Genomic DNA, 23684 nt, shown 5'->3' with positions numbered 1-23684 from the left:
TGCGGGTCGTTGCCTGGCCACGGCAGCGTCACACCCGCCACCATCGTGACTCTTCAATACCCTAATCAAAGGGCACAGAAAAGTCGCGAGAGAAGGTGGCCTGACGCCAGCCTTCTTCGCAATTAATCCCAAGTTTGCGTGTCCGATCGTTATACTGACGGCACACATGGATGACCGCCGAGCCCGGACTGCTCGCGGCATGGACAACGGGATGGCTATGTTTCACGCGCCGCTGCGACGACTGATCAAACTATGGACAGAGGTCCGCCTGGCCGAGCCGGCTCCGCTGCAGCTCAATCCCGACCTGCCGACGTTGTATGTGCTGCCAAGGCCAGCACTCAGCGATGTGCTGCTGCTGGATGCCTACTGTCGGGAGCATGGACTGCCTCCCGCCCACGGCAAGTTGGCGGAGCTTTCACTGCCACGCTGCGTGGCGCTTCCGGCTCGTGGCTCGCGCCTGTGGCGCGGCCGCGCGACCAGCGTTGCTCCATTTACCCAGCTTGTCGCCAACGGTATCCAGGTCCAGCTAGTACCGGTCAGCGTGTTCTGGGGTCGCGCCCCGGGCAAGAATTTCGGCTTCTGGCACCTGCTGGCCGCAGATAGCTGGCAACTGACCGGACGAGTTCGACGGGCCTTGTCGGTCTTGATCAACGGCCGCGATGTGGAGCTGCAGTTCGGCGCGCCTCTGCACCTCGAGGAGCTGCACAACGGTGATCCATCGCTCACCAACCGCAAGGCCGCTCGCCTGCTCCGCGTGCATTTTCGCCGCGTGCGCACACGGGTGCTGGGCCCGGATCTGTCTCACCGCAGCACCATGATCCAGGGCGTCGTGGCCAGCGATGCGGTACGCCACGCCATCGGACAGCAGGTCGACCAGGGGATGTCGCCCTCGCGGCTAAAGCGACGTGCGCGCCGTTACGGACATGAGATTGCGGCAAACATGACCTATCCGGTGTTGCGCTTCCTTGCCGGTGCCCTGCGGCGGTTGTGGAATCGCCTGTACGATGGCGTCGATGTGACCGGCCTGGACAAGGTCAAGTCCCTGGCAGGCGATCACACCCTGATCTACGTGCCCTGCCACCGCAGTCATATCGACTACCTGCTGCTGTCCTACGTGCTTTACCGAGAGGGGCTGATGCCGCCGCACATCGCGGCGGGCAAGAACCTCAACATGCCGATCATCGGCCCCCTGTTGAGGCGCGGCGGGGCCTTCTTCCTGCGCCGCAGCTTCCGCGACAACCGGCTCTATGGCGCCGTCTTCAACGAGTACCTGCATCGCTTGCTGGCCGGTGGCTACCCGATGGAGTACTTCATCGAAGGCGGGCGTTCGCGAAGTGGCCGCATGCTGTCTCCGCGTCCCGGCATGCTGGCCATGACCCTGACCTCATTCATGCGCTGTCAACGCGGCGACGACCGCCCGATGGTGTTCGTGCCTGTCTACATTGGCTATGAGCGCATTCTCGAGAACTCGAGCTATCAGCGCGAACTGAGCGGCGGCAAGAAGCGCAAGGAATCACCGCTGGGTCTGTTGCGGGTCATTGGCCGGCTGCGAGAGCCTTACGGCCGGGTCGCCGTCAATATCGGGGAACCGCTGCCCATCGCCGACTTCCTTGATCGGTCCGCCCCGGAGTGGCGCACTAGCGGGGCCGATGATCACCCCTGGTTGAAACCCACGGTCACTGGTCTTGGACACCTGCTGACGCAGCGTATCAATGAGGTCGCCGCGCTGAATGCTGCCAACCTGACCGGCCTTGCCCTGCTGGCGTCACCTTATCGCGCACTGGAACACGCGACGCTGTGTGACCAGTTGGCGCTGCTGAGCCGGCTTGCCCGCAGTCAGGCCTGCGCCCAGACGCCCAGCTTACCGGCCGAATCGCCAGAGGACTGTGTGACCAAAGCCGTCGCGCTGGAGCTGGTCGAACGCCACCATCACCGCCTGGGTGATATCGTCAGTGCCACCCCCGCCCAGGCCGCGCAACTGGCCTGGTATCGCAACAATGTGCTGCACCTGTTTGCTCTGCCGGCCCTGGTGGCCTTTGCCTTCCGTAGCCGAACTCAGCGCAGCCCAGCAGAGCTGCACGACCTGCTGCGTCCTCTATGGCCACCCTTGGCACATGAATTCTGCATCAGCGATGATGCCGATCTCGAAGAGCGTATCGATGCCATCCTGACCAGCCTGTGTGATCTCGACCTGCTGGAACGCTACGGCGCGAGCTTCACCCCGAAGGACAGCCTGGCGGCGCGGGAGCGGCTGCAGCTGGTCGGACGCATGATTCAGCCGTCGCTGGAACGCAACGCGCTGCTGATCGAAGTTCTGCTGCACGCGGGCAGCGGCACCCTGACCCGGCAGGAATTGACCGAGCGCTCCCGCGACCTGGCCGAACGGCTAGGCCTGCTCAGCGGCCGCGAGGCACCGGAATTCTTTGATCCCAAACTGTTCGAGACCTTGATCGACACCCTGGGGCAGGAAGGCTGGATCTGGCTTGACCAGCAGCAGGTCCACTTCGATGAGTGTCTCAGACAAGCCGCCCAGCGTGCCTCTCGCTTGCTCGATGCATCACTGCGCAGACGCCTGGCGCTGATCACCCGCTACCGCGAAAACAGTGACGTGCGCGACCGCCAGTCCGCGCTCAACCCTGAGCCTTGAGCGAGCGATGCACGTAGATATCGTAGCGGCTGGTTTTCTCTTCCAGCCGGTGCCTTGGCTCAGGCCCATCGATCGGCGGAGCCTTGCGCGGGCGCTTGACCACCACCCGGTGAGTCGCCACATCAAGCGCCGCCTCCAGCAAGCGCGGCGCGTCAGCATCATCACCGGCCAACTCCCGGAAGACCCGCATCTCCTTCTTGACCAGCGCTGACTTGTCCCGATGGGGAAACATGGGATCGAGATGGATTACTTCGGGTGCCTTGTGATGGTCCGCCACCAGTTCGGCGAGATCACGGCTGCTGTCGCCGTGACATAGGGTCATGCGCTGCGCCGCGTCACGTGTTTCCTCGCAGCCACGTGCCCGTTGCAGGCCATCGTCAAGCAGCGCGGCAATGGCGGCCACCCGCTCGATCAGCAGCACGTCGGCGCCCAGGCTCGCCAGGACGAAGGCGTCACGCCCGAGCCCAGCGGTAGCATCGACCACCTGGGGCGTAATGCCCTTTGCCAGGCCACAGGCCCTGGCCACCAGCTGACCGCGTCCTCCGCCGAAGCGTCGGCGATGACCATCACGACCACCGATGAAGTCGACCCACAGCGGCTTGCCGTAGAGCGCCTCATCTCCTGCCAGCACTAGCCGTCCCTGCTCATCTCGCTCAAGCAAAAGCCCGGCTTCGGGGCAATGCTCCAGCGTGAAGGGCAAGGCGAGCCCTGGGGCCAAGCGTACGCTCACTGAGCACGCTTCCTTGCAGTCTTCTTCCAGGCCACCTGGTCTCGAAGATAGACAGGCTGAGCGTCATGGGGCCGCTGACCGCCGCCAGCGTCGAACACCTCCACGGCAAGTCGCGCCATGTCTTCGGCAGCCGGATCGATGTCCACCACTGTCAGGTTCAGGTTGGCCTGGAGCTCTGCCGACATCTGATCCCACAGGGCCCAGCCAGACCCAAGCCCCACCCAGTCATGATCCTCATGCTCTCGAGGCAGTAGCAGCCGCTCCGGTGGCAACACCGCTTCGTCCACCAACGCTACCGGCAGGCCATCATCGATACGCCAGGCAGCGGCATAGACTTCACCCATACGAGCGTCCAGAGCCGTCACCATGTAACGATAACGGTGGCTGCGATAACCGCTCAGAGCCAGCGCTTGCAGCGTCGACACGCCGATCAGCGGACGTCCCAGACCATAGGCAAGCCCCTGGGCCACTCCCGCGGCGATTCGCAGTCCAGTGAACGAGCCTGGCCCACGACCGTAAGCCACGGCATCCAACGCATTGGCCGAGACACCAGCCTCTGCCAATACCTCATCCACCATCGGCATCAAACGCCGAGTGTGCTCTCGCGGGGTCTGCGCAAAACGTGCCAGCACTTCATCCGGCTGGCCGTCGATACGGCGCAGCAAGGCCGCAGAACAGGCGCTGGAAGAAGCGTCGAGGGCCACAATCAGGGTCATGTTGGACTCATCCTGCAAGGGAAAAACCGGCGCATTATAAAGCAAGTGACCGGAAAATGGGGGAGCCGGTACCCGAGCTCGTCGGACATTTGGCGGGCTCACTCGACGGGCTGATTTGACAGGCTATGCCCGATAAACGACCACGGCCCGCCAAAGGCGGGCCGTGGTCAGCGATGCACGGGCGGGAAGCCTGACTAGCCCTCCAGGGCCGCGAGCACCTGACGGGTGATGTCGTCCACGCTGCCGACACCTGCGACACGGTGGTAGCGAGGTGCAGCCTCAGGCGCCTCAGCTGCCCACTCCTGGTAGTAACCCACCAGCGGCTCGGTCTGTTCGTGATACACGGACAGGCGATTGCGCACGGTGCTCTCGCTGTCGTCTTCACGCTGGATCAGCGCCTCGCCGGTGACGTCATCCTTGCCTTCTTCCTTCGGCGGATTGTAGACGACGTGGTAGACACGACCGGATGCCGGGTGGACGCGACGACCGGCCAGGCGATTGACGATCTCTTCATCGGCCACGGCAATTTCCAGCACGTGGTCAATCTTCACACCACCGTCCTTCATGGCGTCGGCCTGGGGAATGGTGCGGGGGAAGCCGTCGAACAGGAAGCCATTGGCACAGTCAGGCTGAGCGATGCGCTCCTTCACCAGAGCGATAATGATGTCATCGGACACCAGACCGCCGGTATTCAGGATTTCCTTCACCTTGAGCCCCAGCTCACTGCCTTCCTTGACCGCTGCGCGCAGCATGTCGCCAGTGGAAATCTGCGGAATGTCATAACGCTCGCAGATGAATTGAGCCTGGGTGCCCTTGCCGGCTCCCGGTGCACCCAAGAGGATCAAACGCATCAGTAGAACTCCTTCGAAAAAGCGAAAAATTCGGGGTGAAGAATAGGGTTAGCGAACAATACCCGCGCAGCTCTGGCGACACAACCTGAGACAACCGCCACAGCACCGGAAAAAGAGGATAAACAACTGTAATATCAAATAACTAAATACTGGATTGCACTTTCGTCAGGCGTCATCAAAGGTTCATGATTCGCGTGACGTAGCACAGCATGGCACCAACACCTCTGATCAGGAGAAAGGCCACTTGATGAGCGGGCCGCCAACGACGAACGGCGCCTTGCGGCGCCGTTCGTTGCTCCCAGGTGGAGCAGGCTTACAGCAGCAGACGCCGGACGTCGGTCAGCAGCTGTCCCAGCAGCGCGGTAAAGCGCGCCGCGTCGGCCCCGTTCACCGCACGGTGATCATAGGACAGCGACAGCGGCATCATCAGGCGTGGCTGGAAGGCCGCACCATCCCATACCGGCTTCATGGACGCCTTGGACACCCCGAGAATCGCCACTTCAGGCGGGTTCACAATGGGGGTGAAGGCGGTGCCGCCAATCGACCCAAGGCTCGAGATGGTGAAACAGCCACCGGTCATCTCTTCACGCTTGAGTTTCTTGGACTGGGCTTTCTTGGCCAGCTCCACCGACTCCTTGGCCAGGTCGATCAGCGACTTCTTGTCGGCATCACGAATCACCGGCACCATCAGGCCGTCAGGCGTATCCACGGCGATGCCGATATGCACATACTTCTTGTGCACCACGGTCTCGCCGTCGGCCTTGAGGCTGACGTTGAACTGCGGGTACTTGGCCAGGGCGTATGCACACGCCTTGATCATGAACGGCAGCGGCGTCAGTTTCGCACCCTGAGCCTCGGCTTCCGCCTTCATCGACTTGCGGAAGGCCTCGAGCTCGGTGATGTCGGCCTCGTCAAACTGCGTCACGTGGGGAATGTTGACCCAGCTGCGATGCAGGTTGTTGGCGCCCATCTTCATCAGGCGGCCCATCGGCTTCTCTTCGATCTCACCGAACTGGCTAAAGTCCTGATCGGGAATCGGCGGAATACCGGAACCACCCGCGGCGGCGGCCGGAGCAGATGCCCCCTGGCTCTTGCCGTGATTGGCCATGGCCTGCTTGACGTAGTTCTGGACGTCTTCCTTGAGCACTCGATCCTTGGGACCGGAGGGCTTGACCAGGCCAAGATCGACACCCAGCTCACGTGCCAGCATGCGCACCGCCGGACCCGCGTGCACGTTCTTGGCATCGCGAGGCTTGTCCGCCACGGCAGAGCTCTTGGCGCTATCCGCCGAACCGCCGCCAGACGCCTGCTGCTTGGACGCTTCCTGCTTGGGCGCTGCCTGCTTGGCCGCTTCCTGCTTGGGCGCTGCCTTCTTCTTGGGCGCTGCACCGGCCACTTCGATATAGCCGATCAAGTCACCCTCGGAAACGGTGTCGCCTTCCTTGACCGACAGTTCGACCACCTTGCCCTTGAAGGGGCTTGGCACGTCCATGGAGGCCTTGTCGGACTCCAGCGTGATCAGGGCGTCTTCGACATCGACCTCATCGCCCTCACTGACGGCCATCTCGATGATCGGCACGTCACTGGAACCGGAGAGATCCGGCACGCGCACTTCCTGACGGCCGCCTTCTGCGGCGGCGTCATCATCGTCACCGTCATCCTCAGATGCAGGCTCGCTGGCCTCAGGCGCACTGGCGGACGCAGCGTCATCCGACGCGCCATCATCCTCGTCGCCGCCTTCACCCGCCACTTCCATGGTGCCGATCACATCGCCTTCGGAGACCGTGTCGCCTTCCTTCACGCTCAGGCTGACCAACTTGCCGGCGTGGGGGCTGGGCACATCCATGGAAGCCTTGTCGGACTCCAGGGTGATCAGGGTATCTTCTTCGGCGACATCATCGCCTTCGGACACCGCCACTTCGATGATCTCCACATCGCTGGAGCCACCGAGATCTGGAACCTTGATCTCCACGGTACGACTGCCGCCGCTCTGCTTGGGAGCAGGCTTGCTGTCGCTGGCCGCTGACGCCTCCTGCTGGCTGTCGGCCTCCGCCTTGGGGGCGTCGTCCTTGGCATCGTCAGCCGCGTCGTTGCCTGCGTCGGCATCGCCACCGCCTTCGGCTTCGATCTCGACGATGTCGTCACCTTCGGAGACGGTATCCCCTTCCTTGACCAGCACCTTGATGACCTTGCCGCCCTTGGGCGCGGGCACATCCATGCTGGCCTTGTCCGACTCCAGGGTGATCAGCGTATCTTCCGCTTCGATCACGTCGCCCTCGGATACGGCGATCTCGATGATTTCTACATCGGTGTCCCCACCGATATCGGGCACTTTGATGATTTCGCTACTCAAGGTCGCGCTCCTTCAAACTCTTGACGGAGGCGGGCCTCCCGGCCCGCCATGCCACCGAACATTCCCTTGTCGCCTCAGACGTCCAGGGGGTTGGGCTTGTTCGGGTCGATGTCGTACTTCTTGAGTGCCTCGGCCACGACCTTGCGATCGATCTCGTCGCGATCCGCCAGCGCCTTGAGCGCCGCCACGGTGACGTAGTAACGATCCACCTCGAAGAAGGCACGCAGCGCTTCGCGAGTGTCGGAGCGACCGTAGCCGTCGGTGCCCAGTACATGATAGTCGGTCGGCACCCAGGCACGAACCTGGTCGGCGTACAGCTTCATGTAGTCGGTGGACGCGATAGCCGGACCCTTGCGCCCTTCCAGGCACTTGGTGACATGGGGCTTCTCGGGCTTGGCCTCGGGGTTGATGAAGGCCTGACGATCGAGACCGAGCGCTTCACGACGCAGCTCGTTGAAGCTGGTCACGCTCCAGATATCCGAGCCGACACCCCATTCTTCGGCAAGCATTTCAGCGGCAGCCTCGACTTCGCGCAGGATGGTACCCGACCCCAGCAGCTGGACGTGTCCCTTCTTGCCTTCGGTCTCGCGCAGCAGATACATGCCCTTGATGATGTCCTCGGCAGGAATCTCGGCAAGCTCCGGGTGCTCGTAGTTTTCGTTCATCAGGGTCAGGTAGTAGAAGCAGTTCTCCTTGTCGGCGAACATGCGCTTCAAACCATCCTGCACGATGACGGCCACTTCGTGGGCGTAAGTGGGATCGTAGGTCCGGCAGTTCGGGATCATCGCTGCCTGCAGCAGGCTGTGCCCGTCCTGGTGCTGGAGACCTTCGCCATTAAGCGTGGTACGGCCGGCGGTGCCGCCACACAGGAAGCCTCGCGCCTGCATGTCACCCGCGGCCCAGGCCAGATCACCGATACGCTGGAAGCCGAACATCGAGTAGTAGATGTAGAACGGCAACAACGTGGTGTTGTTGTTCGAGTAGGACGTGGCGGCGGCAATCCACGCCGACATGGCGCCGGCCTCGGTGATGCCTTCCTCGAGGATCTGACCTTTCTGATCCTCGCGGTAGAACATGATCTGTCCCTTGTCGACGGGCTCGTACTTCTGCCCTTCGGAGGTGTAGATCCCGAGCTGACGGAACATCCCTTCCATGCCGAAGGTACGGGCCTCGTCGGGGATGATCGGCACCACGCGCTTACCGATCTTCTTGTCCTTGACCAGGCCATTCAGGACACGCACGAAGGCCATGGTGGTGGACACCTCACGACCCTTAGACCCTGCGGTCTGGGACGCGAAGGTCTTGTCGTCAAGGCCAGGAATTTCCAGCGCTTCAAAGTCCGCACGACGACTCGGCAGGTAGCCACCCAGCTGCTCGCGGCGGTAGTGCATGTACTTCATTTCCGGAGAGTCATCTTCGGGCTTGTAGTACGGCACATCCTTGAGCTGCTCGTCAGAGATGGGAATGCCGAAGCGGTCACGGAACCGCTTGAGCGCTTCGTACTCCATGGTCTTGACCTGGTGCGCTTCGTTGGCCGCCTCACCATCGCCGCCACCCATGCCGTAGCCCTTGACGGTATGCGCCAGGATCACAGTGGGACGGCCGTTGGCGTTGGTGGTCGCCTCGTGATACGCCGCGTAGACCTTGAACGGGTCATGACCACCACGGTTGAGCTTCCAGATGTCCTCGTCGGACATGTCCTTGACCAAGTCGGCGGTTTCCGGGTACTTGCCGAAGAAGTGTTCCCGGGTGTACGCGCCGCCGTTGGCCTTGTAATTCTGATAGTCGCCGTCGACCGCCTCGTCCATGCGCTTCTGCAGCATGCCCTTCTTGTCTTTCTCGAACAGCGGATCCCAGTGGCGTCCCCAGACGACCTTCAGCACGTTCCAGCCGGCGCCGCGGAAGACACCTTCGAGCTCGTCGATGATGCGGGAGTTACCGCGCACCGGGCCATCGAGACGCTGCAGGTTGCAGTTGATGACAAAGATGAGGTTGTCGAGTTTTTCGCGGCTGGCCAGGTGAATGGCACCGAGGGATTCCGGCTCGTCACATTCGCCGTCACCCATGAAGCACCAGATCTTGCGGTCCTGCATATCATGCAGTTCGCGGGAGTGCAGGTACTTCATGACGTGGGCCTGGTAGATCGCCTGGATCGGGCCCAGACCCATGGACACCGTGGGGAACTGCCAGAAATCCGGCATCAGCCAGGGGTGCGGGTAAGAGGACAGGCCATTGCCGTCCACTTCCTGGCGGTAGCTGTCCATCTGCTCTTCGGTCAGACGACCTTCAAGGTAGGCACGGGCATAGATACCCGGCGCCACGTGGCCCTGGATATAGATCAGGTCGCCTTCGAAGTCTCCGTTCGGGGCGCGGAAGAAGTGGTTGAAGCCCACGTCATACAGCGTCGCGGAGGACATGAAACTGGCGATGTGGCCACCAAGCCCTGGCTTGGCACGGTTATTACGAATGACCTGGGCAATGGCGTTATAGCGGATCACCGAGCGGATACGACGCTCCATGAACAGGTCGCCCGGCATCGGCGCTTCACAGTGCACCGGAATGGTGTTGCGATGCGGGGTGGTGACCGAGAAGGGCACCTGCATGCCGTCCTGGCGATAACGGTCGGCGAGCCGTGTCATCAGGTACCGGGCACGATCCTCGCCCTCGCGATCCAGGACTGACTCCAGGGAATCCAACCATTCCTGGGTTTCGACCGGATCGAGATCTTCTCTTGAACCAAGACTCATAGAACGTCTCTCCGAATGACGATGGGGGTCCACTGCCCCGCGATCGAGGCCAATGAGCGAGCGGGATTGAGGAGTAATCCCCGGCCGCCTCGCAGCGTCAGGCATGTAGTAATATTACGAGATTATCCGTGCCAACCGGGCACGATTGGGCAAGAAGATACCTCAATCGCCCTGCACTGCCAATTGAACCAGCTATGGAAATGTTTTTCAATTCAGCTATATTGCACTGCAACACAATGGCTTAGCCACGCTCCTCTGCCAGTTATGTGACGAAAGTCAGCCACTTGTAAACAAACTACCGTTTGACACCCGGCTCGCGACCAAACTATGCAAGAACGCTGGCCTAGGGCATCGACTCGCGGCACTGCAAACAGCGGCGCAGGTAAGCCCAGTCAAAAGACGGACCCGGGTCGTCCTTGCGCAGAGGGGCGATTCGAGCATGACTGGTCAGCCTTTCGGGGGTGATGAGTGGATAGGCGTCAAACAGATCGTGCAGCACCTGTGCCAGACGTCGGTACTGTGCTTCTCGATATGGCGTCGATGGATCACCTTCGAGTTCGATGCCAATGGAAAAATCATTCAGCTCGTCACGCATGCGATGCCCATCGAACCAGCGCGAGCGCCCAGCGTGCCAGGCGCGAGCCTCGAAGGGAGCAAACTGCACGCACTCGCCATCTCGTCGAATCAGCAGATGCGCGGACACCTTGAGCCCCGCTATCCTGGCAAAGTAAGGATGGGCCTCTGGCACCAGCCGGTTACAGAACAGCGCTTCGATATGATCACCGCCAAACTCACCCGGCGGCAGGCTGATCGAATGCAGCACCACCGCAGACACTTCCTGGTCGGGCCGCTCATTGATGTTCGGTGAAGGCACCTGGCGAGCACCGTTCAACCATCCGTTCACACAGGTCACTGGCCTCTCCTTGCCGGTATCGGAGTCTGTCGCCCAGGCACTGACGCCGAGGCTTATCCCCCCTATAATGTCGGCTCCACGCGCCGCAATACAGAGATATCCATGCATTTCCAGGACGCCCTTGCCGAAGAGATCCGCAACAGCGCCGCTCGCCTGCTGGCAGAGGATGTCGGCCCGGTGGACATTACGGCTCAGCTGATTCCCGAAAAACACCAGGGCCACGCCCGAGTCATCAGCCGCGAGCCGGCCATCCTGTGCGGCGTGGCTTGGGTCGACGAGCTGTTCCGCCGCCTTGACCCGCGCGTCACCTTGACCTGGCATGCCGCCGACGGTGATCGACTGACGCCCGACGTGCCGTTTCTCGAGCTGACAGGCCCTGCCAGGAGCCTGCTCACCGGAGAGCGGGCCGCCCTGAACCTGCTTCAGACGCTATCTGCCACGGCCACTCGCACGCGCCACTATGTGGACCTGCTGGAAGGGACCGGGGTCAAGCTGCTGGACACCCGCAAGACGCTACCCGGCATGCGCGTCGCGCAGAAATATGCGGTGGCCTGCGGGGGCGGCACCAATCACCGGATTGGGCTCTACGATGCCTTTCTGATCAAGGAAAATCACATCTGGGCCTGCGGCGGTATCGCCGGAGCAGTGAAGGAAGCACGCAGCATCGCCAAGGATCTCACCGTGGAGGTCGAAGTCGAGACCTTTGATGAGCTCAACCAGGCGCTGGCAGCCGGTGCAGATGTCATCATGCTGGATAATTTCTCGCTGGACGATATGCGCGAAGCCGTGCGCCAGGTCGCCGGTCGCGCCACGCTGGAGGCCTCCGGCAATGTCGATGAGACCACCCTGAAAGCGATCGCTGACACCGGCGTCGACTGCATTTCCAGCGGTGCCTTGACCAAGGACATCAAGGCGATTGACCTGTCCATGCGGATGGTGGAAGACGGCCCAGCCAGCTGACAGGGGCTTACGGCGGGCTCGTTACTGATAGAGGGCCTATCGCTGACAGAGGGCTGATAGAGCGTACCCCCGCACGCTGGCAGGCGTGCGGCCGGGTCATCGTCATGTGAGAGCCTTGCTCAGACACAGGCGAGGCAGCCGTTCCCCGTTACGCTCGACCCACTCTTCGCCATGGGATACCCAGCCAGCCCTGAGCAAGGGTTCGGCCAACAGCAGGCTGGCCTCGATGATCATTCGTCTGGCTCCCGCCTGCTTGAGTCGTTCCTCTGCCAGCTCAAGCAGACGCCCGCCGATCCCCTGGCCAGCCAGGGATGGCCAAACGTAAAGCGTCTCGATTCTGGCACGGGCGATGTCGTACTCGACAAAGCCGACACAGCGGCCGTCACAGTCCGCCACCAGGGTCGTAAACAGTGCCTGACGAGCCCGCCAGGCGGCGCCCTCGCGGGGCAATGCCGAGGCCCAGGCATGACGTTGCTCGATGCTGTAATGACGGCTGGCACCGGTCATGACCGCGTGATAGAACACTTCCGCCTGGTCCGAGGCGTCATCCGCCAGGGCTTCGCGATAGCGGATACGCGGAAGCCGGACTTCCTGTGCGGGCGATGCTGGATGAGGGGCAGACATGAAAGACACTCCTGGGGGACTGGCAGCCATCAACCTCGCCTGGCGAGGTTCGCCAAGCCTACCCACAAGCCGAGCTCTGTCCAATAGCCAGCTCCATCTTGATACCAGCCGAGAGAAGATAATGCCCCACTGCTTTGCCATGACACGATGCCTGCATCCGCTGATCACCGGTACGTCGGCCCTCCCTGCGACGCCACTCGACCATTTTCCCCTTGCCGGAGCCACTGCCTGAGCATGTCCGACTCCAGCTTCACGCTTACCCCCATCGGCACCATTCACAGCGACTTTCCCGATAAGTTTGGTGTTCCCAGGCAGCCGGGCCTGGTCAAGGACGCCAGAGCCTGGCTCACACTCGAGGGCGAGTTTGCCGACCCCTTGGCGGTCAGAGGCCTCGATGAGTTCAGCCACCTGTGGCTGACGTTCATCTTTCACCTTAGTCCGCAACGGTGGAAACCGATGGTTAGGCCGCCTCGCCTGGGCGGAAATGCCCGAATGGGCGTATTCGCCAGCCGCAGCACACATCGTCCCAACCGACTCGGGCTATCCTTGGTCGAACTCCTCGACATCGACACCACCGCGGGGGTCAGTTTGCTGTTGGCGGGCGCGGACCTGGTGGATGGCACCCCGGTGGTCGACATCAAGCCGTACCTGCCCTGGACCGAAAGCCAGCCCGATGCCAGGGCGGGGTTCGCCCCCGCCGCCCCCATCCAGCATGCCGTGTCCTTTTCTTCCGAAGCGCAGGCTGCACTAGATGATCACCCACACGGGGCATCGCTTAGGCGCTTGATTGCCCAGGTCCTGAGCCAAGATCCTCGACCGGCCTATCGAGGTCATGACGACCAACGCCAGTACGGCGTCAGCCTGCGCGACGTCAACGTGCGCTTCCATGTTGAGCATGAACATGAAAAAGGCGCCCTGCGCTTCTGCGTGGACGCCCTGGAGCGGAACAGCTGACACGATAAGTAACGTAGAGCTTTCAGGTGACTGCGGCCTTGCCTAAAGAGCTGAGCTACCCAATAAATCCTACGACATCAGCTAGCGCTTCCCTCAGCTGGGATCCGCCGCCTGCAACAGGCGGCTGGCCACCCAGCCTACTGCACGATCATCATCGACATAGACGTGACTCCAGCCATCGACCTCCCCGATCACGTGGACCTGCTCACCTTGGCCGGCCCACTCAATCACGGGGAAGGCAGTCGAGCCCCCTTCACGCACATTGGCTCCGCGTACCTTGATCTGCTTGACCGCAAGCCCCGCTAGAACGGCCTCGAGGTTTTCCGTGGCCACGGCGACACCCGCTGAAGACGCCCGTGAGAAACGACTCAAGGCCTGGCCAATATCACGCTCTACCCCCGCCCCCTTGAGGTACAACAACCCAAGGTTGTTCTGGGCCAGCGGCGAGCCCGCCTCGGCAGCTCGGCGATACCACTCGGCCGCCTTGGCGGCATCCTGGGGGACCAGTCGTCCCGCTTCATAGAGCCCGGCGAGTTCAAGCGCTGACGAGACGCTGCCGAGCTCTGCCGCTCGCTCCAGCAGCGACAGGGCTTGCTCGGTGTTCTGCTCGACGCCTCGCCCCTCGAGAAACAGGATGCCGAGGTTATGCAGTGCGTCCTTGTCACCCTGTTGCGCCAGAGGCAGCCACTGTTCATACGCGGCGGGGTAGTTGCCACTGACATAGGCATCGATACCGCTTTGCACGCTTGCCAGGGCCATTGCTGGCGTCAGCAGCAAGCCCGCTACTACGCTGATCCATCGCTTCATTGCTTCACACCCTCTTCCAACATATGTCCATGCGACACCCCACACCATGCAACGCGGGAATGCGTTCTCAGTCGATCACCCCGGAGACACCCAGCCCCACCGTCGGCCCCCCATGGGATGCGCCGATCCCTAGCCCCACACTCCAGCGACCGTCATCTGCCGTGCGCCGGAGGCTCACACCCAGGGCCGATTCGCCGTTGTGGTAGCCAGTACCGATGTGGTAGGTGAACTTGCCGGCCACATAAGGGGCATCCGCCATGGCGGCCAGGGCGGCAATGCCACCGCTGGCATCACGTTCGACCTCATTGATCTTGTCGCTGAGATGGTCATAGGCGTGGCTGAACTTGCTATCCAGTGCATTCAACTGGCCGAGGTTGACCGCGTCGTAGGTCGACGTCCCTGACGCGACATTGTGGATCTGCACTGGCTCCCCCCCATTCCCGAGGCTGACAGATCCATAGTCGACGCTGCCGTCACCCTTGCGGTCATAGTTGACAGCGCCCTCCTGCACGGACTTGAGCTGACGCACATTGACCGCATCGGTATCTTCGGTACCGCCGGCCACGTGGGTGATCTGGCGCTCACCGCCTTCGCTCCCGACCGACAGCGCGCCCTGGGACGACGCCACCGCAACGTCAGAGAAGGCTTCCTGCTTGCCATTCATGCCTTCGCGATCGGCGATAGCCCCACTGCCAAGGGCCACGCCACCCTTGGACTCAGCGACGGCCTTGCCGCCAATGGCAATGCTGTCATCGCCCTTGGCCTGGGCGGCAGGAGCGCTGGAGTTGGCCTGGAAGTATTTGCTGTCCTGCGCCGACACTTGCAGATCACCAACGTCTTCCATCAGGTCCCAGATCTGACCGCCATTGACGGCCTCGCTGCTACCTTGGCTGATGCTACCGTCCGCCACGTTGGAGATAAGCGTACCGCCGGTACCCCCTAGCGTGATCTGACCCTTGTCACTGTCTGCGTCATATTGCACCGCGTTATCCGCCAGCGCCGCGACATCGCCATTCATGTCATCGATGACGTCCTCGATGCTGCCCACATCGCCTTCCACCCGGGCCACACGGTCATTGGTGTCCTTGAGCTGGCTGCCGTTGATCGCTTCCTTGCTATCACTGGCAATCTTGCCGTCAGCCACGCCATCCAGCACCGTTCCGGCCGCTGCTCTCGTCTTGGCACCGAGGGTCACCCGGCCCCAGTTGACACTACCGTCGCTCATGCGGTCATAGGCCACCAGCTCGTTCATCGCCTGATGGGTCGCGAAAAGCTGACTGCCATTGATGGCATCGGTGGAATCCGCCGCCACACGTCCCGCCGCCAGATGGGTCAGCGTGCGCTCCTTACCCACCGCGCCAACACTGACCGTGGCCAAGGGGGAACCGCCTGCCACTGCACGTGACTGGCCAAGAAGGGTGATGGCATCCGTTGCCACGGCGTCCTCGGTCACGGACTGCGCGCCCAGGGCAACAGCACCTGCCTGAGTGGCCTTGGCCCCGGCACCGAGGGCCACGGACTGTTCCCCGCCACCCTGTGCCGACGAGCCGATCGTCACCGCATCGGCCAGGGAGCTATGGGCCTGGTCACCGATGGCAATCGCCCCGGCCGCGGATGCTTCTACCTTGGCTTGGTAACCGACACCAATGGCCTCATCGGCATTGACCACTGCACCAGGGCCCGCCGCCATGGCATTGTTACCTGATGCGACGGAGTCCTCGTCTTCAATGCCATTGGCATGGAAGAACAGCGCATTGGTATCCGACAGCGAGCCGATGGCCCCTTTGAGCTGACGCAAGGTCACCGCGTCATGGTCCTCAACCCCATCGGCGACATGAGTGACCTGACGGTACTCGCCAGTCTGGCCAACAGAGACTTCACCCAACAAGGTGCCGTCGCCCGTGTTGTAGGAGACCACACCGGAACCCGCTGCAAACTGCCCAGAAACAGGCGCAGTGGCTCGATCGGCCTTTGCCCCACTGCCCAGTGCGACGCTGGACGCGACGCTGACAGAAGCTCCCTTACCGATGGCGAGGCTGTTGTCACCCATCGCACTGGCAGAGGGCCCCATCGCCAGGCTGTCCACGCCTGTGGCGACCGAAACGTCACCAGTGGAGTTGGCCTTGTAGTAGCGAGCGTTAGCCTCTATATCTCCAATGGCTTCGATATTGTCCTGGATGTCGTCGTGGTTATCGCTAATGGCGTTGGCATTGATGGTGATATTGTCGGCATTGATACCGATATCGGTTTCCGCCTCGCCCAGACGGGTATCCAGCCCGCCCACTGCTTGGTTGGTGGCGTAAAGCTGGCTGCCATTCACCGCATCGGTGCTGTCCGCGCTCAGGTTTCCTTCAGCCACATTACTCAGCTTGGTGCCATCGGCCCCGCCGGCGAGGGTGATACTGTCGGTATCGACATCATCGTTACCGTCCAGGTCATACTTGACCACGCCCGCATCCAGGGCATCCACCGCCTGATTGGTGGCGTATAGCTGGCTGCCGTTCACCGCATCGGTGCTGTCCGTGGCCAGGCGACCTGCCGCCACATGGGTGATGGTGCGCTCTGCGCCATTGGTGCCCACACTGACGGTGCCAGTCGGGGCCGTACCAGCAAAGTCATATTTTGTTCCCGCCAGCGTCACCTCCGCCGTGCCCACCGCGGTTTCCGTGGTGGCCCCGTTGCCCAGCGCTACGCTGTTGGCAATGCTGGCGTTGGCCCCATTGCCGATGGCCACGCTGTTGGTAGCGCTGGCCTTGGCGACGGGTCCCATGGCCAGGCTGTCGGTACCGCTGGCATCGGCGCCATTCAGGGTGGAGTTGGCCTGGTAGTACTTGCTGTCACCGGCCACACCATCCAACTGATTCTGCACCGTCCACAGCTGATCACCGCTGACCGCATCGCGGCTGCCTTCGGCCACATCACCGTTGGCCAGGTTGGTGATCTTGGTGCCGATAGTGTCGCCATCGCCGTTTTTGGTACCGGTCAGGGTGATGGTGCCAGGCGTCACATTACCGTCGGTATCCCTGTCGTACTGCACCGCGCCGTCGCCCAGCTTGGCGATGGCATCCGTATTGGTGGAGATATTGCCGGTGTTGAGGGTGATGGCATCGGCGTTATCTTCAATCGCATCCGCATTGGTGCCGATATCGGTTTCCGCCGTGCTCAGACGGGTGTCCAGTCCCCCTACCGCCTGGTTGGTGGCATACAGCTGGCTGCCGTTCACCGCATCGGTGCTGGTGGCAGACAGGCGGCCTGCCGCGACATGGGTAATGGTGCGCTCAGCACCGCTGGTGCCCACGCTGACGGTGCCCGTGGGAGCCTTGCCGGCAAAGTCATACTGGTTATCGGCCAGCGTCACCTCCGCCGTGCCCACCGCGGTTTCCGTGGTGGCCCCGTTGCCCAGCGCCACGCTGTTGGCAATGCTGGCGTTGGCCCCATTACCGATAGCCACACTGTTGCTGGCACTGGCCTTGGCGACGGGTCCCATGGCCAGGCTGTCGGTACCGCTGGCATCGGCGCCATTCAGGGTGGAGTTGGCCTGGTAGTACTTGCTGTCACCGGCCACACCATCCAACTGGTTCTGCACCGTCCACAGCTGATCACCGCTGACCGCATCGCGGCTGCCTTCGGCGACATCACCGTTGGCCAGGTTGGTGATCTTGGTGCCGATATTGTCGCCATCGCCGTTTTTGGTACCGGTCAGGGTGATGGTGCCAGGCGTCACATTACCGTCGGTATCCCGGTCATACTGCACCGCACCGTCGCCCAGTTCGACGATGGCATCCGTGTTGGTGGAGATATTGCCGGTGTTGAGGGTGATGGCATCGGCGTTATCTTCAATCGCATCCGCATTGGTGCCGATATCGGTTTCCGCCGTGCCCAGACGAGTATCCAGTCCCCCCACCGCCTGGTTGGTGGCGTATAGCTGGCTGCCGTTCACCGCATCGGTGCTGTCCGCAGTCAGGCGACCTGCCGCGACGTGGGTGATCGTCCGCTCGGCGCCGCTGGTGCCCACACTGACGGTACCCTTGGCATCGCCACCGGCGAAGGTGTACTCGGTTCCCGCCACTGTGCCCTTGGCGGTATCCACGACGGTAGCGGTAGTTGCTCCGTTACCTAGGGCGACGCTGTCTGCTACCGAGGCGTTGGCCCCACTACCGATGGCCACGCTGTTGGTGGCGCTGGCCTTCGCCACTGGGCCCATGGCCAGGCTGTCGATACCGCTGGCATCGGCGCCATTCAGGGTGGAGTTGGCCTGGTAGTACTTGCTGTCACCGGCCACACCCTCGAGCTGATTCTGCACCGTCCACAGCTGATCACCGCTGACCGCATCGCGGCTGCCTTCGGCGACATCACCGTTGGCCAGGTTGGTGATCTTGGTGCCGATATTGTCGCCATCGCCGTTTTTGGTACCGGTCAGGGTGATGGTGCTAGGCGTCACAGTACCGTCGGTATCCCGGTCATACTGCACCGCACCGTCGCCCAGTTCGGCGATGGCATCCGTGTTGGTGGAGATATTGCCGGTGTTCGTTGAGATATTTCCGGCATTGGTGGTGATACTGCCGGTGTTAGTACTGATATCGCCTTCGGCGGTATCCAGACGGGTATCCAGCCCGCCCACTGCCTGATTGGTGGCGTACAGCTGGCTGCCGTTCACCGCATCGGTGCTGTCCGTGGCCAGGCGACCTGCCGCGACGTTGGTGATAGTGCGCTCGGCGCCGCTGGTGCCCACACTGACGGTACCCTTGGCATCGCCACCGGCGAAGGTGTACTCGGTTCCCGCCACTGTGCCCTTGGCGGTATCCACGACGGTAGCGGTAGTTGCTCCGTTACCTAGGGCGACGCTGTCTGCTACCGAGGCGTTGGCCCCACTACCGATAGCCACGCTATTGGTGGCGCTGGCCTTCGCCACTGGGCCCATGGCCAGGCTGTCGATACCGCTGGCATCGGCGCCATTCAGGGTGGAGTTGGCCTGGTAGTACTTGCTGTCACCGGCCACACCATCCAACTGGTTCTGCACCGTCCACAGCTGATCACCGCTGACCGCATCGCGGCTGCCTTCGGCCACATCACCGTTGGCCAGGTTGGTGATCTTGGTGCCGATAGTGTCGCCATCGCCATTTGTGGTACCGGTCAGGGTGATGGTGCCAGGCGTAACATTACCGTCGGTATCCCGGTCATACTGCACCGCACCGTCGCCCAGTTCGGCGATGGCATCCGTATTGGTGGAGATATTGCCGGTGTTAAGGGTGATGGCATCCGCGTTATCTTGGATCGCATCCGCATTGGTGCCGATATCGGTTTCCGCCGTGCTCAGACGGGTATCCAGTCTCCCCATCGCCTGGTTGGTGGCGTATAGCTGGCTGCCGTTCACCGCATCGGTGCTGGTGGCAGACAGGCGTCCCGCCGCCACATGGGTAATGGTGCGCTCGGCGCCGCTGGTACCCACACTGACGGTGCCCTTGGCATCGCCACCGGCGAAGGTGTACTCGGTGCCCGCCACTGTGCCCTTGGCGGTATCCACGACGGTAGCGGTAGTTGCTCCGTTACCTAGGGCGACGCTGTTGGCAATGCTGGCGTTGGCCCCATTGCCGATGGCCACGCTATTGGTGGCGCTGGCCTTGGCCACCGGGCCCATGGCCAGGCTGTCGGTACCGCTGGCATCGGCGCCATTTAGGGTGGAGTTGGCCTGGTAGTACTTGCTGTCACCGGCCACACCATCCAACTGGTTCTGCACCGTCCACAGCTGATCACCGCTGACCGCATCGCGGCTGCCTTCGGCCACATCACCGTTGGCCAGGTTGGTGATCTTGGTGCCGATAGTGTCGCCATCGCCATTTGTGGTACCGGTCAGGGTGATGGTGCCAGGCGTAACATTACCGTCGGTATCCCGGTCATACTGCACCGCACCGTCGCCCAGTTCGGCGATGGCATCCGTATTGGTGGAGATATTGCCGGTGTTCGTTGAGATATTTCCGGCATTGGTGGTGATATTGCCGGTGTTAGTACTGATATCGCCTTCGGCGGTATCCAGACGGGTATCCAGCCCGCCCACTGCCTGATTGGTGGCGTACAGCTGGCTGCCGTTCACCGCATCGGTGCTGTCCGTGGCCAGGCGACCTGCCGCGACGTTGGTGATAGTGCGCTCGGCACCGCTGGTGCCCACGCTGACGGTGCCCGTGGGGGCCGTGCCGGCAAAGTCATATTTTGTTCCCGCCAGCGTCACCTCCGCCGTGCCCACCGCAGTTTCCGTGGTGGCCCCGTTGCCCAGCGCTACGCTGTTGGCAATGCTGGCGTTGGCCCCATTACCGATAGCCACACTGTTGCTAGCACTGGCCTTGGCGACGGGTCCCATGGCCAGGCTGTCGGTACCGCTGGCATCGGCGCCATTCAGGGTGGAGTTGGCCTGGTAATACTTGGCGTCCGCCGTCAGGTCGCCGATGTCGTCATTAATCGTGGTGATATCGACTCTATTCTTGGCCACTTCTGTATTCGTGGCATATAGCTGGCTACCATTCACCGCATCGGTACTGGTCGCGGATAGCTGGCCCGCCGCCACGTTGGTGACGGTGCGCTCGCTCCCCACTGTGCCCACGCTGACGGTGCCCTTGGCATCGCCACCGGCAAAGGTGTGCTCGGTACCCGCCACCGTGCCCTTGGCGGTATCCACAATGGCAGCAGTGGTCGCCCCATTTCCCAGGGCCACGCTGTCGGCCACCGAGGCGTTGGCCCCATTACCGATGGCCACGCTATTGGTGGCGCTGGCTTTGGACTCCGGCCCCATGGCCAGACTGTCGGTGCCGGTGGCCGATGCCGCAGCACCAGTGGAGTTGGCCTGGTAGTACTTGGCATCACCCTGCAAGTCGGTGATAGCGGTAGTATTCCCCCCAATGGCGGTGGTGTTGCCCTCAATGGACGTCTTATTGGCCTCGGCCGACGCCTTGTTGGCGGTGATATTGCCCTCCGCCGTGTCCAAGCGGCCATCCAGCCCATCCACCTCCTGATTGGTGGCATACAGCTGGCTACCATTCACCGCATCGGTACTGGTCGCGGATAGCTGGCCCGCCGCCACGTTGGTGACGGTGCGCTCGCTACCCGCTGCGCCGACGCTGACGGTGCCCTTGGCATCGCCACCGGCAAAGGTGTGCTCGGTACCCGCCACCGTGCCCTTGGCGGTATCCACAATGGCAGCAGTGGTCGCCCCATTTCCCAGGGCCACGCTGTCGGCCACCGAGGCGTTGGCCCCATTACCGATGGCCACGCTATTGGTGGCGCTGGCCTTGGCCACTGGGCCCATGGCCAGACTGTCGGTACCGCTGGCATCGGCGCCATTCAGGGTGGAGTTGGCCTGATAGTACTTGGCATCACCCTGCAAGTCGGTGATAGCGGTGGAGTTCCCCCCAATGGCGGTGGTGTTGCCCTCAATGGACGTCTTATTGGCCTCGGCCAACGCCTTGTTGGCGGTGACATTGCCCTCCGCCGTGTCCATACGGCCATCCAGACCATCCACCTCCTGATTGGTGGCATACAGCTGGCTGCCATTCACCGCATCGGTACTGGTCGTGGATAGCTGGCCCGCCGCGACGTTGGTGATGGTGCGCTCGCTACCCACTGCACCCACGCTGACGGTGCCCTTGGCATCGCCACCAGCAAAGGTGTGCTCGGTACCCGCCACCGTGCCCTTGGCGGTATCCAAAATGGCAGCAGTGGTCGCCCCATTTCCCAGGGCCACGCTGTCGGCCACCGTGGCTTTGGCGCCATTGCCAATAGCCACACTATTGGCCTTGTCTGCCACCGCAGATGGCCCCATGGCCAGGCTGTCAGCACCGGTGGCCGAGGCCGCGGCACCAGTGGAGTTGGCCTGGTAGTAGTCAGCATCAGATTTAAGGTCAGCCAGCGCCGCCGTGTGACCATCGATGGTGGTCTTGTTGCCATCGATGGCGAGATTACTGGCGTGGAGCTGGCTACCGTTCACCGCATCGGTGCTGGTCGCTGACAGGCGGCCCGCCGCCACATGGGTAATCGTACGTTCGGTGCTGGCAACGGCATTGCCTTCGCTATCTGTCGTCGCCGCAGAACCGACACTAACGGTGCCCTTTGGCGCAGTACCGGCAAACGTGTATTTGGTCCCCGCCACCGTCGTATCACTCGTACCAACGGCCGTCTCCGTCGTCGTACCACTACCCAGCGCAATGCTTGAAGCTTCGCTGGCATTGGCGTCGTGCCCAATGGCGACAGCCTCCAAGGCAGACGCGGTACCGTTGGTGCCAATCACGATGGTGTGGTCGGCGCTTGCAATTCCCGAACTACCGACAACCGTCGCTCCTAGTCCGTCAACGCTGGCATTATTGCCAATGACATTGGCCTGTTTCGATGCGGAAGATACCGTATTGTTTGATCCGGCAACGCCGGCGAAGTCAGCGCTAATGTCATTGTTGTTGCCAAGTACGCGCACTGCGTTACCGTCTACATCATTTTTCATGCCGAGAACGCTGGAGTACTGCGACGCGTCGCTGATCGTATTGGAGTCACCAATGGCGTTCGCACTCTCAGCGTTGGCACCGATAGAGCTGTTCGTGCCAATCACCACGCTATTGGCAGCGCCGGCGGTCAGTGCACTGCCGAGGCTCACCGCGCCATCAGCGCTAGAGGTACTCCCCTCACCGATGGCAACGGCCTTTGCTCCGGTGGCGCTAGACTCGCCCCCCAAGGCGATAGCACCACTTTTGGTGGCCTGAGCCCCTCTGACAGTATTACTACCAATGGCGATCGCCCCGACACCCGACGCAATCGTAGAGTCCTTGACCGCTAACACCTCACCGCTCGCACCGCCGGCAGCGCCAATAGCAACCGAGTTCGTTGCTGTCGCGTTAGCGCCAAATCCAAGGGCTGTACTGGCAAAGGCATCCGCGACACTTTCAAGCCCGAACGCGCTTGCAAAGTTCGCTGTTGCAGCACTGTTGAAACCGACCGCCGTTGCCCCCTGCCCGCTCGCAGCAGAGTGAGCGCCAAATGCTGTCGCCGCAGAACTTGATGCAGTAGCGTCACAGCCAGCCGCTAAGTTATAGGTGTAATCGGACGTCCAAGCCTGGTACTTACTACCTTGGGTAGGCAAACGCCCAATAGTAAACGTACCCGTTGTGCCAGCGCAGGTCTCCACCGTATGGAGGACGTTGGCTGACACTCCCCCTGACGCGCACAACAACACGGCAATGCCAAGCAATGAGACCACCGTCCGACTTGCTCGCGCGGACTGCACAGTTCCAATAGCTAAAGTCAACGGATGCAGGCTCACGGGCGGCTGTGCAATTTCTTTAAGTGGCGTATGGCGTTGCATGACTAGCGTCCTCTCACTTCATCGCGAGTTCAGCAGAGATGTGAC

Annotated in this window: 12 protein-coding genes; 3 read left to right on the top strand and 9 right to left on the bottom strand. The window is 62.1% G+C overall.

What is annotated here, in order from left to right; translation table 11 throughout:
* Positions 1-211: 211 nt before the first annotated feature.
* The gene (plsB, locus tag KUV72_RS00980; protein ID WP_261317277.1) at positions 212-2647 is read left to right on the top strand and encodes a glycerol-3-phosphate 1-O-acyltransferase PlsB; all 2436 of its coding nucleotides are present in this window, start codon (positions 212-214) and stop codon (positions 2645-2647) included.
* Here the strand turns inward: plsB and KUV72_RS00975 are convergent.
* From KUV72_RS00975 to ampD, 6 genes are all read right to left on the bottom strand, one after another.
* Positions 2631-3377: a class I SAM-dependent methyltransferase gene (locus KUV72_RS00975; RefSeq protein WP_374107033.1), complete on the bottom strand. Its 747-nt coding sequence runs from the start codon at positions 3375-3377 to the stop codon at positions 2631-2633. The two genes, plsB and KUV72_RS00975, sit on opposite strands and share 17 nt — an antisense overlap.
* Positions 3374-4093: a tRNA (adenosine(37)-N6)-threonylcarbamoyltransferase complex dimerization subunit type 1 TsaB gene (gene tsaB, locus KUV72_RS00970; RefSeq protein ID WP_222237138.1), complete on the bottom strand. Its 720-nt coding sequence runs from the start codon at positions 4091-4093 to the stop codon at positions 3374-3376. Before tsaB ends, KUV72_RS00975 begins: the two co-directional genes overlap by 4 nt.
* A gap of 194 nt (positions 4094-4287) precedes the next feature.
* Positions 4288-4944, bottom strand: a complete 657-nt coding sequence (gene adk / locus KUV72_RS00965; protein ID WP_206940008.1) for an adenylate kinase — start codon at positions 4942-4944, stop codon at positions 4288-4290.
* A gap of 313 nt (positions 4945-5257) precedes the next feature.
* Complete coding sequence (aceF, locus tag KUV72_RS00960; RefSeq protein WP_222237137.1) at positions 5258-7297, bottom strand: pyruvate dehydrogenase complex dihydrolipoyllysine-residue acetyltransferase; 2040 nt, start codon at positions 7295-7297, stop codon at positions 5258-5260.
* A 74-nt stretch (positions 7298-7371) separates the two neighbouring features.
* Positions 7372-10044 carry a pyruvate dehydrogenase (acetyl-transferring), homodimeric type gene (gene aceE / locus KUV72_RS00955; protein ID WP_222237136.1) on the bottom strand — a complete coding sequence of 891 codons (2673 nt, stop codon included), beginning with the start codon at positions 10042-10044 and terminating at the stop codon, positions 7372-7374.
* Between the two features lie 343 nt (positions 10045-10387).
* Complete coding sequence (gene ampD, locus KUV72_RS00950) at positions 10388-10957, bottom strand: 1,6-anhydro-N-acetylmuramyl-L-alanine amidase AmpD (protein ID WP_315857832.1); 570 nt, start codon at positions 10955-10957, stop codon at positions 10388-10390.
* A gap of 102 nt (positions 10958-11059) precedes the next feature.
* On the opposite strand from ampD, the gene nadC reads away from it, so the two are divergent.
* A complete protein-coding gene (gene nadC, locus KUV72_RS00945; RefSeq protein WP_222237134.1) occupies positions 11060-11917 on the top strand; it encodes a carboxylating nicotinate-nucleotide diphosphorylase in 858 nt (285 codons plus the stop codon).
* 102 nt (positions 11918-12019) lie between these two features.
* Here the strand turns inward: nadC and KUV72_RS00940 are convergent, their stop codons facing one another.
* On the bottom strand, positions 12020-12541 hold the full coding sequence (locus tag KUV72_RS00940; RefSeq protein ID WP_206940018.1) for a GNAT family N-acetyltransferase: 522 nt from the start codon (positions 12539-12541) through the stop codon (positions 12020-12022).
* Positions 12542-12775: 234 nt separating this feature from the next.
* Here KUV72_RS00940 and tsaA point away from each other — a divergent pair, with 234 nt between their 5' ends.
* Positions 12776-13495, top strand: a complete 720-nt coding sequence (tsaA, locus tag KUV72_RS00935; protein WP_222237133.1) for a tRNA (N6-threonylcarbamoyladenosine(37)-N6)-methyltransferase TrmO — start codon at positions 12776-12778, stop codon at positions 13493-13495.
* Positions 13496-13588: 93 nt separating this feature from the next.
* Here tsaA and KUV72_RS00930 read toward each other — a convergent pair whose 3' ends face one another.
* Positions 13589-14302 (bottom strand): SH3 domain-containing protein, encoded by a 714-nt coding sequence (locus KUV72_RS00930; RefSeq protein WP_222237132.1) that lies wholly within the window; start codon positions 14300-14302, stop codon positions 13589-13591.
* A 67-nt stretch (positions 14303-14369) separates the two neighbouring features.
* A complete protein-coding gene (locus tag KUV72_RS00925; protein ID WP_409995873.1) occupies positions 14370-23639 on the bottom strand; it encodes a hypothetical protein in 9270 nt (3089 codons plus the stop codon).
* Positions 23640-23684: the final 45 nt, after the last annotated feature.

This window comes from Halomonas sp. DP4Y7-1 (assembly GCF_019800705.1).
Taxonomy (GTDB): Bacteria; Pseudomonadota; Gammaproteobacteria; order Pseudomonadales; family Halomonadaceae; genus Halomonas; species Halomonas litopenaei_A.
The sequence above is the reverse complement of the archived record's forward strand: the minus strand, read 5'-3'. Positions and strand labels throughout refer to the sequence as shown.

What these genes read in the sequence shown, in the direction of transcription:
- plsB (WP_261317277.1), top strand. Translation starts at nt 212, where the DNA reads ATGGCTATGTTTCACGCGCCGCTGCGACGACTGATCAAACTATGGACA.
- tsaB (WP_222237138.1), bottom strand. Translation starts at nt 4,093, where the DNA reads ATGACCCTGATTGTGGCCCTCGACGCTTCTTCCAGCGCCTGTTCTGCG.
- adk (WP_206940008.1), bottom strand. Translation starts at nt 4,944, where the DNA reads ATGCGTTTGATCCTCTTGGGTGCACCGGGAGCCGGCAAGGGCACCCAG.
- aceE (WP_222237136.1), bottom strand. Translation starts at nt 10,044, where the DNA reads ATGAGTCTTGGTTCAAGAGAAGATCTCGATCCGGTCGAAACCCAGGAA.
- nadC (WP_222237134.1), top strand. Translation starts at nt 11,060, where the DNA reads ATGCATTTCCAGGACGCCCTTGCCGAAGAGATCCGCAACAGCGCCGCT.
- KUV72_RS00940 (WP_206940018.1), bottom strand. Translation starts at nt 12,541, where the DNA reads ATGTCTGCCCCTCATCCAGCATCGCCCGCACAGGAAGTCCGGCTTCCG.
- tsaA (WP_222237133.1), top strand. Translation starts at nt 12,776, where the DNA reads ATGTCCGACTCCAGCTTCACGCTTACCCCCATCGGCACCATTCACAGC.
- KUV72_RS00930 (WP_222237132.1), bottom strand. Translation starts at nt 14,302, where the DNA reads ATGAAGCGATGGATCAGCGTAGTAGCGGGCTTGCTGCTGACGCCAGCA.
- KUV72_RS00925 (WP_409995873.1), bottom strand. Translation starts at nt 23,639, where the DNA reads ATGCAACGCCATACGCCACTTAAAGAAATTGCACAGCCGCCCGTGAGC.